Source organism: Brumimicrobium oceani (assembly GCF_003143775.1).
Lineage (GTDB): Bacteria > Bacteroidota > Bacteroidia > Flavobacteriales_D > Crocinitomicaceae > Brumimicrobium > Brumimicrobium oceani.
Window position 1 is genome coordinate 116,199 of record NZ_QFRJ01000001.1, and the last position, 13,648, is coordinate 129,846.

Sequence of the window (13,648 nt, forward strand, 5' to 3'; positions counted from 1 at the left end):
ACGTTTTTCTAGGTGAAAAAATCGATAGTTTAGCACTTGGTAGATTTATTTAACCTCTACAATTTTTTGTTTTAAGCACTTGCTCACTTGGTCAAAATCTTCTTCCTTGTCGGTAAGAACTACCAAAATGTCATTGGCTTCAATAACCGTAGAACCATCTGGAGTGATGAATAAGTCTCCTCTTTTAATCATGGAGATTACCGCAGAGTTTGGAAAACCTAAATTTACAATCTTGTTTCCTATCGCAATGCAATTATCTAACACATGTACTTCTTGCATCATCATTTTAGGTTCATTGGAGATGAATAAATCATGTTCGGTTACTATTTTCTCTCCTTCTGGTAAGTCTACTTTTAACCATTTCGCAAACATACTTAAGGTTGTACCCTGAAGAACGATGGAGGTGACAGAAATAAAGAATACGATGTTAAACATCATGTCCGCCTTATCAATTCCTGCGATTAAAGGATAAGTTGCAAAAACGATAGGAACAGCCCCCCTAAGTCCAACCCATGAAATGAAAAGTTTACGTTTTACTTTCATTTTGAATGGAATTAAACTGATAAAAACAGCCAGCGGACGAGCAATGAAAATTAAGAAAAGGGAAATTAATAATCCAATTCCCATAAATGGCATTACATGTGAAGGAAATACCAGTAATCCCAGCGTTAAGAACAGAATGATTTGCATTAACCAAGCCAATCCGTCATACATTTTGAGAATGGTCTTTTTGTAAATCAAATCTTGATTTCCTAGGTAAACAGCACAAATATAGATGGCTAAAAATCCGTTTCCACCTAAAGCATCTGTTGCCGAAAAGGTAATAAACATGAGTGCAATTACAAGAACAGGATAAAGCCCTTCAAAGCCCAGTTTAAGATTGTTGATGATGTATTTGCTCAAAATTCCAAAGCCAAATCCGGCTATTCCTCCCAAAATCATTTGTAGAAGGAATATTGGAATAATGGAGAGTAAACCTTGATCTTGATTGATTACCAAAGTTAGAAATGAAATTGTAAGTACATAAGCCATTGGGTCGTTACTCCCACTTTCAAGCTCTAGGGTAGGACGAATATTCGATTTTAGAGCTATACTTTTGGAACGTAAAATGGAGAATACAGCGGCAGCATCCGTAGAGGAAACAATTGAACCTAAAAGTAAACTTTCATAAATAGTGAAATCAGTTAACCAAAAAACGAAAAGTCCGAGAGACATTGCGGTGAAGAAAACTCCAATTGTGGATAAAACAACTCCTTCTCTTAAAATTGGTTTTACTGTTTTCCAGTTGGTATCTAATCCACCAGAGAATAAAATGAAGTTTAATGAAACAATACCAATAAATTGAGCAATTTTTGGATTGTCGAATTTAATTCCTGCTATTCCATCAGAACCAGCCATCATACCAATGGTGAGGAAAAGAAGTAAGGTTGGAACACCAAATCGAGAAGAAGTTTTCCCTATTACAATACTAATGAATAGTAACAATGAACCAATCAGTAAAATATTCTCACTCGTTAGAAACATATTAAAGTTTATCAAATTTGTGGCGCTGGAACTTTCCTGAAATCACCAATTCGTAAAAATAAGAATTTAAAACTAGTATAGTATTAGACCCTTGGGAACTGAAAATGGAATATTACAAATGACTGTAATTAGAGGAAAAGTCGTTCAAAATTGAAAATAGTGTACTTTTCCAATCAGCTTGTCTTCCTTCCTTAGTTCATATTCTTTATTCTATTTTGTTTTTCAACGCTTTCACTGTTTATCCTAATTTAGCTTTCATTGTTTCTTGTTTCACTTTGTAGCGAAAAAACAATCATCGTGAAAGCCCAACGCATTATACATTAAAGCTTAGAATCTACCTCTTTTTTCATCAAAAACGAATGAATTATCGTTATTACAATCAAAACGGCATATAGAATCTTATCGAAAAATGAAATATCTTCTACAAAGTATTGGAAGCCCAAAACGATAAACATGTAGGTAAAATGGGCGGCCAAACCACCCAAAATAAAGAATGTATAGATTCTTTTCTTGCGATACATTAGGGCAAGACCAAAGAAAACAAAAAGCCATATAAATAAATTATTGAAGTAGAATGTGGTAATGGAGATCAGAAATTCTTCGCCGTTAAAACCAAGATTTTGACCATTCTTGATTATCACTTCATCAACAGAAAAACCTTTATTCTCTTTAATGATATCTGAAGTGAGGAGAACAAAATAACTTACAGCATTCCAGACGACCAGTAATAACCAGGATAAGAGTGAAATTGAGAATGTGATTTGCGTAAAACCATCGGGCTTTTGCTTGCCTAAAATTATGTTTTTTAAACGTACAAATAATGGGATTGCATCTTCAGGTTTTAATTCTGTTAATGGTTTTTTCATTAAGTATAGAATAAAAAAGAAATGAAAATAGCTGCAATTATTCCAGCCGCATCAGCGATTAATCCAGCTCCAGCGGCATAGCGCGTTTTCTTAATTCCCACCGAGCCAAAGTAAACAGCCAATACATAAAATGTAGTTTCGGTAGAGCCTTGGAAGGTAGCTGCCATTTTACCAATAAAGGAATCTACTCCGTGTGTAGCAAAAGTTTCTAACATCATTCCCCGAGCTGCACCACCACTAAATGGTTTCATAAATGCGGTGGGTAAAGCTTCTATGAATTCTGTATTGGTTACAGAGGCTTGAATCAATAGCAATCTTATTCCATCAAAAAGAATTTCCATCGCTCCTGATGCTTTAAAAACTCCAATTGCAACAAGAATTGCGACTAAATAGGGGACAATTTTAATGGCTACATCAAAACCTCCTTTTGCTCCGTCAATAAACACTTCATAAACATTGATCTTTTTCCGAATTCCCAACCCTAAAAAGGTGATGATTACGGAAAATAAGAGCAAGTTCCCTCCAACACTTGAAACAGGTTCCACCATGTCGGGATTGTTGTATAGCCAAATCAATAATCCAACAATCAATGCGGTTAACGTTCCTAAATAGGCAAGAACGGTTTTGTTGAGTAAATTTATTTTCTGTTTAAAGGCAACAACAAATAATCCAACCAATGAAGCGAAAAACGTAGAAATTAAAATGGGTAAAAATACTTCTGATGGGGAGACTGAACCAGCGCCACTTCGGTAGGCTAAAATGCTTACAGGAATGATCGTTAATCCAGAAGTATTCATGACCAAAAACATAATTTGCGCATTTGAAGCGGTGTCTTTTTTTGGATTAAGTTCTTGTAATTGTCCCATTGCTTTTAAACCAAGTGGAGTAGCGGCGTTATCTAATCCAAGCATATTGGCACTGAAATTCATCATCATAGAACCCACTGCAGGATGGTCTTTTGGAACGTCTGGAAATAATTTTCCGAATAAGGGCGCAACTAAGCGGGTTAATGCATTGATCGCACCGCCTTTTTCACCGATTTCCATAAAACCCATCCAAAGACATAATGCACCAGTTAGGAAAAGGGCAATTTTAAAAGCCAATTCTGCACTTTCGAATAAAGCATCGACCATCTCCTTGAAAATAAGCATGTCACCAAAGAAAATCAATTTCCCTAGTCCCACAGCCAAAGCTGAGAAAAACAATCCAATCCATAAACGGTTTAATAACATGAGCGCTAAGTTCTTAAATTATGTGGAATTCAATCTGATTTGTGCAGAGAAATATTCACAAAGTTATCCATGATTACCGCTCCAAGATTTCCAGAAACTTCGGGAATAAACTGAACTCCATAAATGGGTTTGTCGTGTTTTTTCATCGCCTCATTAATACTGAAATCTGAACTGGCTAACAATTGAAAACCGGGAGGAATAGAAATGGTTCCAGCATTGTCTTTTATCAATTGGACTTCATACGGTAATTTATCAAAGATTCCTTCGGTTTGCAGAATACCAATATCCACTAATTCATTTCTGTAAGGTTCGAAAGCAGGTCGGGCATTAAAACAAACTCCTATTAAATGATGTCCGACGCCTATGCCCAAAACAGGAATTTCTAATTTAAAAACCTCCTCAATCTTCTCAATGTATTTTTCAACATTGGTTTCGTTGATTGAAATGTGAGCATGACTAATTATCGCTCCTTTCGGATTAATTTTTTGAAGCTCTTCTAGTTGAATGTCGTAAATAGATACAGTCTTATAATCGCTGTACTGATCCACTAAATCTTCCAATTTATAAATAGAACTATATCCGCAATCAACAATGAGAATCATATTTTTGGAGCTTTTAAAGTGTTAAATTCCCAAATGGCCGCTGGGTTAAGACGGGCTTTGACAACTAACTTTGAATTACTAATGGAATGAATGCTTAACTTTAATGTTTCCTCATTCGAATAGTTCAATAGAATTTCGTAATTAGAATCTTTTTCTGCTTTTTTGATTTTGTATTTACCTGTTTGTCCTCTGTTACTCCCTAAGTGGATTAACTCTTGGTCTCTAAAAGTGTTGTTTGAATGAAAGGTAAGTGTTTTTCTGTAATTTTCGAGCGATGAAAAATAGGGATCAGTTGAAATATTGCTCTTGGAAAGTATCCATACTTTTGCGCTATTACCATGAAGTAGCTGAATTGGAAAAGAAAAATGGGAATTGTTTTCGTTTTTACATGAATAGAGCAGAAGAATTGATATTATGAAAACCACATTTTTCAAAAGATGAGTTCTTTTTCGTTTATACGCTCTAATATGGCCTTAGAAGCCCTTCTTTTTAAATCTTCTGACTCGAATTTTCCTTTCAAATCTCCAATAGCCTCAACAAAATGATATTTTCCGTCCTTGTATCTCAGTAAAACATCATATCGATCAAATTTATCGTTGCCTAAATCATCAAATACTGCGACAATTAAATCATCTATTTCGTTGGGACGGGAAATTCGTTCAACTAAATAGCCTACTATACCATTCATTAAAACAAGTTTTCCCCTTTCTCTCACAAAAATTAAAAGCCTTCTGTAGGGATAGTTGTTAACTCCTGCTTTAATTTGCAAAAGAAAGGCGTCATCAATTTTCCGTTTGTGGTTGTAAGGGTAAAAATTGAAAAAACGCGAACTGCATGGCGTTGAACCATCACTTATTGAATCGCTGTAGTTTGGATTGCATAAATGGGTCTCAATCAATAAATCATAATAGATTTTGTCATCAAAACCTCCTATTTTAAATAAAGCATCGGTTTTTATGGTGTCTGGGTTGAAATTTTCGGGTAAATCATCGGGTGAATGAATTGGAGCGCTATCGCTATTTAGCTCTTTCTTTTGTTCTATTTCACCAGGGTACTCCATAAATGCAATGGTGTCCTCATTCTTTTCCTCTGAATCATCAGTACAAGAGAAAAGTAAAAATAGAATTGATATGGAAATGAGTCTCAGTTTCATATTTTTTCAATAGTTCCACCGAGGGTTACTTTTTGCGTTACCTTCGGATTACCCGTATAGCTTATTGTCCCACCGCTGGTTACATTTGCATTTAAAACTTCTATTGGAGCACATATGATTTCACCCCCTAAAGCAACGTTTGCATTCACTTCTTTAGAAATTAGTCTTACAGAAGCTATGGTTCCGCCTGTTTTAACTGTGGGTTCAAAGATTGGAGTTTCTCCATTGATACTTATGGAGCCTCCTTTTGTTACTTCCGCCTTTACTAGGGGTGCATAAACTTTATCCACCACAAATTTACCGCCGGAGTCTGCTTTGTAACTAACCGTGGAGGTAAAAGTTCCTGCATCTCTTACTTTCACCTGAGCACCTCTTCTTGCTTCTATTGCTGAAATTAAACCAGGGTGAAAGAGCGTTAATTCAATACCTACTTCTTCAACGAAACTGCCGCTATATTTTATCGTAAGCGTTTTTTGACTATAAGAAAAAGATAAATTGTCCAAGTTTGCTTTGGATCCAATTTTGTCAACGATGGCTTCTTTTCGATCTGAGCTTATAACTTCAAGGGGAAAGTTTCCTATCACTATCAAACGTTCAAAATTAGACAGTTCGAATGCGGTCACTTCCTGTGCATAATGGGATGAAAACAAGCCAAATGAAAAGGCGATAAATATTAAAAACTTCATTTAATCGCTAGTTTAGAATACGTAATTACTTTGGTTAACTGCATCGTTTAATGCGGTTAAATTGAGGTTGGTTCTAATGTTGTTGTTTGAAAACCATTCAACCATTTTTTCTGTAGGCATATTTCCGACCAAATCATCTTTTGCCATAGGACATCCGCCAAAGCCTCTTATTGCACCGTCAAATCTTCTGCACCCTGCATCATAGGCTGCTTTAACCTTCTCTTGATAAGTGTCAGGAGTGGTGTGTAAATGAACTCCAATCTCAGCATTTGGTAGTTCAGGAAGTATTCCATTCAAAATACTAGTGATTGTTCCAGGTTCTGAAACACCAATTGTGTCAGAGAGTGATAAAATATCGATTCCTAGTTCTTTGTTGAGTCTTGAAGCCCACTTTAGGACTGTTTCAGTGTTCCAGTCGTCACCGTATGGATTTCCAAATCCCATGGATAGATAAACAACTAGTTTTTTGTTTGAATTGATTGCTGTATTTTGAATGTTCTCCAGTCGATTCAAGCTTCCCTCAATGGATGTGTTTGTATTTCGCTGTTGAAATGTTTCCGAGATAGAGAAGGGGTAGCCTAAATAATCAATTTCTTCAAATGTAGCTGCGTCCTTAGCACCTCTTTCGTTAGCCACAATAGCTAATAATTTTGATTGTGTTTTTGAAAGATCTAGTTTGTCTAAAACACTTGCGGTGTCTCTCATTTGAGGAATTGCTTTTGGAGAAACAAAACTTCCAAAATCTACTGTGTCGAAGCCCACTTTTAATATTTCATTGATGTATGAAATCTTCGTTGTTGTTGGAATGAATTCACTAATTCCTTGCATAGCATCTCTAGGACACTCAATTATTTTTAAATTTTCCATAGTTACGAATATAGTAAAAGCTTATGATTTTAATAAGGCTTCGTTTATTTTCTTGATTAATTTAGGGCCTTCATAGATGAATCCAGTGTATAATTGTACAAGTGATGCGCCAGCTTCAAATTTTTCTAAAGCGTCTTCTGCAGAATGTATTCCACCAACACCTATGATTGGAAAACTAGCATTGGAATTTTTATGTAGATAACGAACAACTTCTGTAGATCTTTTTGTTAAAGGTTTTCCAGAAAGACCTCCAGCTCCTATAGATTCGACATTTTTTGTCTTTAAGTTAGACCTGTCAATTGTTGTATTTGTTGCGATGATACCATCGATTTTTGTGGTGGCAACAATATCTATAATATCGTCTAATTGTTCGTCGGTGAGATCAGGAGCAATTTTTAATAATATTGGTCGCTGAACGCTTTTGGAAGCATTTAACTTTTTAAGCGTAATAAGGAGGGCTGTTAGTGGCTCCTTGTCTTGAAGCTCACGCAAATTAGGCGTGTTTGGAGAACTCACATTGACAACGAAATAGTCTACGTATTGATAAAGTGCTTCAAAGCATTTTACATAATCATCGACCGCGTTTTCATTTGGAGTAATTTTATTCTTACCAATGTTTCCTCCAATAATAAGTTTAGTTTTTCGGTTTTTCAGTTCTTCAACCAGTGCCTCCAAGCCGTCATTGTTGAAGCCCATCCTGTTGATGATGGCCTCGTCTTCCACCAATCTGAACAAGCGTTTTTTGGGGTTTCCATCTTGCGCTTTAGGTGTAACGGTTCCTACTTCGATAAATCCAAAACCAGTATATTCTAAATCATTAAAAAGCTTTCCGTTTTTGTCAAAGCCAGCCGCCAAGCCTACTGGATTTTTAAATTTCAAACCAAATAGTTCTCTTTCAAGCCTTTTGTCTTCTAACACAAACCACTTTTTCCATAGAGCTTTCATTCCAGGAATGGAGAGTGTTGTTTTGATAAGTTTAAAAGTAAAATAATGGATTTTTTCTGGGTCGAAAAGAAAAAAGAAGCGCTTAATTGATGCGTACATATTAAACTGAGTTAATTGTTTTCACAAAAATAGAAATAAAAAAAGGTGAGGGGTCACCTCACCTAATAATATTTCATTTAATCCGATTTTAGAATTTCGTTCTACCGTTCCATCTACCTCTAGACATTCCTCTAGTTTTCTTGTAAGTGATGTTTCTGGTTACGGTCAGGTTTGTGAAAATATAAGCATCCTTATCATCCGGGTTTCCTCTTTGTTGTCCAGCAGTAAACCAAGTGTGATTTTCTATCGATGGATCTGCTGCGTAAACTGCATCTTTCCCTACTTTTTTGGCTAATACTTCAGGGTCGTAGTAATCCGTACTTACGTCATCTATGTAATCGGTGAATGTTTTGTTGAATGAAACTTCCATTCCCAATCTCCAGAATTTTCCAATTGCGAATTTTAAACCAATTCCCATGGGTATGGCTATACTAAATTTACCATATTCTTCCTGACCTCCTGGTAAACCTTGTCCTTCGGTTCTAAGCGGTCTTAAATTTGTCCAAGAACCATTGATTTGCGTCTGTGGATTGTAATAAAACCCTGATATTCCCGAGAAAACGTATAGCATATCGGCTTTCGTTGACCTTCCTTTAGTACCTAGTCGAGAGTATCTTGCTCCTCCTTCCTCTTTTGATAATACTATAAACTCAACACGTTGACTTAATTCTAAAATTGGGGATCTAAAAGATAGGTTTCTACTTCTTCTAATTACTTCATCTGTATTCGCATCTGCTCCAGAGACAATTCCAAATTGCAATTGGGTTGAGGTAGCCCATCTTGGATGAAATCGAAATCTATATCCAATTCCACCACCTATTCTAGTGCTAGATAAATCTAAATCGACCAATGATTTTTGCGTACCCTCTCTGTTTAATCCTCCTAAATCTCCTAAGAAATGAGTAGAACCGATATTGAAAAATACCTCATGTTTGTTTAGAGACCAATTTTTGGAATTCCCGAAACCACCACTGTTTTGGCCAAAGACGATGCTTGAGCTGAGCACAAGGAAAAAAAGTAGAATTCTTCTCATTTATTGTTTTTGACGAGTTTCTTAGTATTTAAAGATACAAATATATAAAGTAATCTTCAAAAAATCAAACTAAAATATTCAATTCAAGCCAATTATTGCTTAATTCAAATACGAGTTTTTTAATAATTGCTTTGTAGTTCACTACTTAATTAATCTGTAATTCATTCAAGTTAGCGTAAACACCGTTCTCTTTCACTATCAGCTCTTCGTGAGTTCCTTGTTCAACTACTTTACCATTTTCCATTACTAGAATAGTGTCCGCTTTTCTAATGGTTGAAAGTCTGTGTGCAATGATAAATGAAGTTCTATTTTCCATTAATCGGTCCAGTGCTTCCTGCACTAATCTTTCTGATTCAGCATCAAGTGCTGATGTAGCTTCATCTAAAATTAGAATGTTTGGATCTTTTAGAATAGCCCTAGCAATAGCAATTCTTTGTTTTTGTCCACCTGAGAGTTGTATTCCGCGATCACCAACTTCGGTTTCAAATCCTTCTGGAAAAGAAGAAATAAAGTCAAAGGCATTGGCTTTTTTTGCAGCCATTTCAACTTCTTCATCAGTGGCGTCTTGCTTTCCAAATAAAATATTTTCTTTTATTGAACCACTAAATAGAATAACTTCCTGTGGAACAAGTGCCATGTTTTTTCGTAAATGATTTAAATCGTAATCTTCCACATTGTGTCCATCTATCGTATAGGAACCAGAAGTAGGGGAGTAGAACCTTTGTAGTAAAGATGCAATTGTCGATTTTCCAGCTCCTGATGCTCCTACCAGGGCTATCTTGTCTCCGCGTTTAGCAGAAAATGAAAGCTCATTTAATACCTTAAATTCAGGTCTCTGAGGATAATGGAAAGAGACTTTCTTAAATTCAACATCTCCATGAATTGCTGCTTCGTTTTTACCCGTGTGAATTTGTTCTTCTGTTTTTTCTGCAATAATATTCATTAAGTGCTCAGTTGACCCGATTGCTTTTTGCATAGATGCATAGAGATCCGGTATTGATCCTATGCTTGCGCCCATGAATACGGTAAACATGACAAAAGCAAAGAAATCTCCTTTGTCTAGCGTAGCGTCTGGTCCTACAGTCATATGTAGTCCTTGCCAAATGATGAAAATAATGGCTCCGAAAAGACATGTAATTATAAAAGAAATGAATAGACCTCTCCAGTTTCCACTCTTAATGTTTAATTTCTTAATCGTTTCAATTGAATTTCTGTATTTCGCAATCATGAATAATTCATTCGTAAATGTTTTTACGTTGGTTATTCCCATTAAACTTTCTTCAATGATTGAGTTCGAGGTAGCTGAGTGATCTTGTGCTTTTTTGCTTAGTTTTCGTATGAATCTTCCAAAAACTACTGCTATTAATGCCATTACAGGTACGGTTGCTAGCATTATTAAGGCGAGTCTCCAGGAAACAATAGTAATGAAAATAATAGATCCTATGATGATGATCACTTGTCTGAATAATTCTGCAACCGTAGTTCTTAAGGTGTCTTGAATTAAAGTGATATCTGCTGCAATTCTACTTGTTAATTCACCAACCTTATTCTTGTTAAAGAAGTCCATTGGCATATATATCAATTTATCGAAAGCGTCTTTACGAATGTCTCGCATTGTTCTTTCTGTTACTTTTGTGAAGATAACGACCCTAAAAAAAGAAGCAACACTTTGTATTATTAGTAGGACGACGAGTAATAAGGCAACACTATTAATGTTATCTAGGTTTAATCCGTTGAGCAGATCTTGGTTGCTTGGATTTGATGTTTCTGATGGAAGGTCGCTACCAAGTAATTGCCCTAGTAGATAAGGAAATAGCAAGCCAGCAGAAGAGGAAATAATTAAAAACACCCAGCCCAGTAGGAAATAGGCTCTGTAGGGTTTGAGGTAGCTAAAGATTTTCTTCGCTTTTTGTACGGACTCTTTACTTAGTTTGATTCGTTCTTTTTTCTTGCCTTTTGGTTTAAGCATGCTTAATGATATATGTAATTGTAACTAAATTTAATTTGCAAAGTTAATGTAAGAAGTGTGGATATCGATTAAAAAATAATATTTTTGCATTTGCGTTTTGTTTAATACAAAAAAGCACTATCTTTGCCAACCTTAAATAGAAAGAGAATTTTAATTTATAATAAAATAGGTCATGAAAAGAACATTTCAACCATCACAGCGTAAAAGAAGAAACAAGCATGGATTCCGTAGTCGTATGGCTACTAAGAATGGACGTAGAGTATTAGCTGCACGTCGTAAGAAAGGAAGAAAAAGTTTAACAGTTTCTAGCAATAAGTTAGCAAAACGCTAGGCACTTATAGATAATATTGTTAATAGTCCATCAATTTCAGGTGGGCTTTTTTTGTTTAATAGTACTTTTTTTATTATTCCACTCAATACTACAGAATTATGTGGCTTTTGATAATTTTAAGTGTCATAATCTTGAAATTTGGTTGAAATAAGATTAATTTAGTGCCGAAATAAATAAGTCAAATAATGAATTTACACGAATATCAAGGGAAATCAATTTTAAAAAGTTTTGGAGTAGCTATTCAGGAGAGCGTTGTTATTGATAACGTTGCTGATTCTGTAGCCAAAGCAAAAGAATTAACGGAAAAAACAGGTACTGAATGGTATGTTGTTAAAGCGCAAATTCACGCAGGAGGTCGTGGGAAAGGAACGATTGAAGAAACAGGTTCTCACGGAGTTGTTTTAGCGAAAGGAATTGACAAAGTAGAGGAGGTTGTGAAAGGGATCTTAGGTGGTCACCTTGAAACAGCTCAAACAAACGGAGTAGCTAAAAAAGTGAATAAAGTAATGATTGCTGAGGATGTTTATTATCCTGGTGAGAGTGAAACTTCTGAAATCTATATGTCTGTCTTGATGGACCGTGATAAAGGTAGAAACGTTATCATTTATTCTACAGAAGGAGGAATGGATATCGAAACTGTTGCTGAAGAGACTCCACACCTTATCTTTAAGGAGGAAGTAGACCCACGTGTAGGTTTGCAAGGTTTTCAGGCAAGAAAGGTAGCCTTCAATTTAGGATTGAGCGGAAAAGCATTTAAGGAAATGACAAAATTTGTTAGTTCTTTATATAATGCATACATCGGTTGTGATGCATCAATGTTTGAAATTAACCCAGTGCTGAAAACATCTGACGATAAAATTATCGCAGTTGATGCGAAAGTAACTTTGGATGCATCTGCATTATACCGTCATAAAGATTATGCAGAAATGCGTGACAAAACAGAGGAAGATCCTGCGGAAGTTGAAGCGGATGAGGCTGGATTGAACTTTGTGAAACTAGACGGAAACGTTGGTTGTATGGTAAATGGTGCAGGACTAGCGATGGCGACAATGGATATAATCAAGCAATCAGGTGGTAATCCAGCGAACTTCTTGGACGTTGGTGGTACTGCTGATGCTGCTCGTGTTGAGAAGGCGTTCGAAATCATTCTTAAAGATGATAACGTGAAAGCCATCCTAATCAATATCTTTGGTGGTATCGTAAGATGTGATCGTGTAGCACAAGGTATTGTTGATGCATACAAAAACATGGGTGGAATTCCTGTTCCTCTTATCGTTCGTTTGCAAGGAACAAATGCTGTTGAAGCAAAGCAATTAATTGATGATTCAGGTTTAGACGTTCACTCTGCTGTTCTTTTACAAGAAGCTGCGGATCTAGTGAAGAAGGTCTTATCTTAAATCTTAGGATGTAACATATTAAAATTAGGGAGCATTCATTTGTTCCCTTTTTTCTTTTAGGAGACTTTTTTAGAAATTTTATTAGCTGGAAAATGATAATTTATAAAACAAAAGAAGAAATAGAGTTGATGAGAGCAGCTGCTCAGGTAGTGAGTAGAACGCTTGGGAAAGTTGCTGAGGCAATTGATGTAGGTGTGACCACACTGGAGTTAGATACGATTGCTGAAAATTATATTCGCTCTCAGAATGCTGAGCCTGGTTTCCTAGGTTTATACGATTTTCCTAATACTTTGTGTATTTCTGTAAACGATGAAGTTGTTCATGGATACCCAAGAAATGAGCCCATAAAAGATGGTGATATTGTCTCTGTAGATTGTGGTGCTATTTTAGACGGATATTATGGCGATCATGCCTATACTTTTGCAGTGGGTAATGTGTCGGAGGAAAAGTTAAGGTTGCTGAAAGTAACTAAAGAATGCTTGGAGATCGGAATAGCTCAAACTAGAGTAGGTAACAGATTGGGAGATATTGGTTACCATATTCAAAAACACGCCGAAGATAATGGATACGGTGTGGTTAGAGAGTTGGTTGGACATGGAATAGGACAAACTATGCATGAAGAGCCTCAAATTCCAAACTATGGTCGTAGAGGCAGGGGTAAAAAAATTAAAGAAGGGTTAACCATTGCCATTGAGCCCATGATAAATATTGGTACCGAGCAAATTAGGTATTTAGAAGATAATTGGACGATTGCAACAGGAGATGGACAGGCCAGTGCGCATTTTGAACATGATGTTGCGGTTGTAAATGGAGAACCAGATGTGCTGTCTACTTTCAAATATGTTGAAGAGGCATTAGCAAAGAAAGATAATGTCTCTTAACCTAAGGTTTGAGCTGAAATCGGCAGATGTAAAAATTGAACTGTTTTTAAAGAAAGTTGTTCA

General features: G+C 36.0%; 14 protein-coding genes. 3 read left to right on the forward strand and 11 right to left on the reverse strand.

Going from position 1 to position 13,648, the window contains the following annotated elements; genetic code table 11:
* Positions 1-45: 45 nt before the first annotated feature.
* The 11 genes from DIT68_RS00505 to DIT68_RS00555 all read right to left on the reverse strand — a co-directional run bounded on the left by DIT68_RS00505 (position 46) and on the right by DIT68_RS00555 (position 10,976).
* Complete coding sequence (locus tag DIT68_RS00505; protein WP_109357860.1) at positions 46-1,524, reverse strand: potassium/proton antiporter; 1,479 nt, start codon at positions 1,522-1,524, stop codon at positions 46-48.
* A gap of 320 nt (positions 1,525-1,844) precedes the next feature.
* Entirely contained in the window at positions 1,845-2,390 is a 546-nt protein-coding gene (locus DIT68_RS00510) for a hypothetical protein (protein WP_109357861.1), read from the reverse strand.
* Positions 2,390-3,622, reverse strand: a complete 1,233-nt coding sequence (locus DIT68_RS00515; RefSeq protein ID WP_109357862.1) for a nucleoside recognition domain-containing protein — start codon at positions 3,620-3,622, stop codon at positions 2,390-2,392. The genes DIT68_RS00510 and DIT68_RS00515 overlap by 1 nt, the downstream gene beginning before the upstream one ends.
* Before the next feature lie 29 nt (positions 3,623-3,651).
* Positions 3,652-4,224 (reverse strand): glutamine amidotransferase-related protein, encoded by a 573-nt coding sequence (locus DIT68_RS00520; RefSeq protein WP_109357863.1) that lies wholly within the window; start codon positions 4,222-4,224, stop codon positions 3,652-3,654.
* Positions 4,221-4,649, reverse strand: a complete 429-nt coding sequence (locus DIT68_RS00525; RefSeq protein ID WP_146194078.1) for a hypothetical protein — start codon at positions 4,647-4,649, stop codon at positions 4,221-4,223. The genes DIT68_RS00520 and DIT68_RS00525 overlap by 4 nt, the downstream gene beginning before the upstream one ends.
* Before the next feature lie 5 nt (positions 4,650-4,654).
* Positions 4,655-5,377, reverse strand: a complete 723-nt coding sequence (locus DIT68_RS00530) for a hypothetical protein (protein WP_109357865.1) — start codon at positions 5,375-5,377, stop codon at positions 4,655-4,657.
* Complete coding sequence (locus DIT68_RS00535) at positions 5,374-6,063, reverse strand: GIN domain-containing protein (RefSeq protein WP_109357866.1); 690 nt, start codon at positions 6,061-6,063, stop codon at positions 5,374-5,376. The genes DIT68_RS00530 and DIT68_RS00535 overlap by 4 nt, the downstream gene beginning before the upstream one ends.
* Before the next feature lie 12 nt (positions 6,064-6,075).
* Complete coding sequence (locus tag DIT68_RS00540) at positions 6,076-6,930, reverse strand: hydroxymethylglutaryl-CoA lyase (RefSeq protein WP_109357867.1); 855 nt, start codon at positions 6,928-6,930, stop codon at positions 6,076-6,078.
* 21 nt (positions 6,931-6,951) lie between these two features.
* Positions 6,952-7,974, reverse strand: a complete 1,023-nt coding sequence (locus DIT68_RS00545; RefSeq protein ID WP_109357868.1) for a quinone-dependent dihydroorotate dehydrogenase — start codon at positions 7,972-7,974, stop codon at positions 6,952-6,954.
* A gap of 88 nt (positions 7,975-8,062) precedes the next feature.
* On the reverse strand, positions 8,063-9,007 hold the full coding sequence (locus DIT68_RS00550; RefSeq protein ID WP_109357869.1) for a DUF6089 family protein: 945 nt from the start codon (positions 9,005-9,007) through the stop codon (positions 8,063-8,065).
* Between the two features lie 145 nt (positions 9,008-9,152).
* Positions 9,153-10,976, reverse strand: coding sequence for an ABC transporter ATP-binding protein (locus DIT68_RS00555; protein WP_109357870.1), 1,824 nt, complete (start codon positions 10,974-10,976; stop codon positions 9,153-9,155).
* A gap of 172 nt (positions 10,977-11,148) precedes the next feature.
* Between DIT68_RS00555 and rpmH the strand changes: the two genes are divergently transcribed.
* From rpmH to map, 3 genes are all read left to right on the forward strand, one after another.
* Positions 11,149-11,307 carry a 50S ribosomal protein L34 gene (gene rpmH / locus DIT68_RS00560; RefSeq protein ID WP_107037836.1) on the forward strand — a complete coding sequence of 53 codons (159 nt, stop codon included), beginning with the start codon at positions 11,149-11,151 and terminating at the stop codon, positions 11,305-11,307.
* A 185-nt stretch (positions 11,308-11,492) separates the two neighbouring features.
* On the forward strand, positions 11,493-12,704 hold the full coding sequence (gene sucC / locus DIT68_RS00565; RefSeq protein ID WP_109357871.1) for an ADP-forming succinate--CoA ligase subunit beta: 1,212 nt from the start codon (positions 11,493-11,495) through the stop codon (positions 12,702-12,704).
* Between the two features lie 92 nt (positions 12,705-12,796).
* Positions 12,797-13,585, forward strand: a complete 789-nt coding sequence (map, locus tag DIT68_RS00570; RefSeq protein WP_109357872.1) for a type I methionyl aminopeptidase — start codon at positions 12,797-12,799, stop codon at positions 13,583-13,585.
* Positions 13,586-13,648 lie beyond the last annotated feature (63 nt).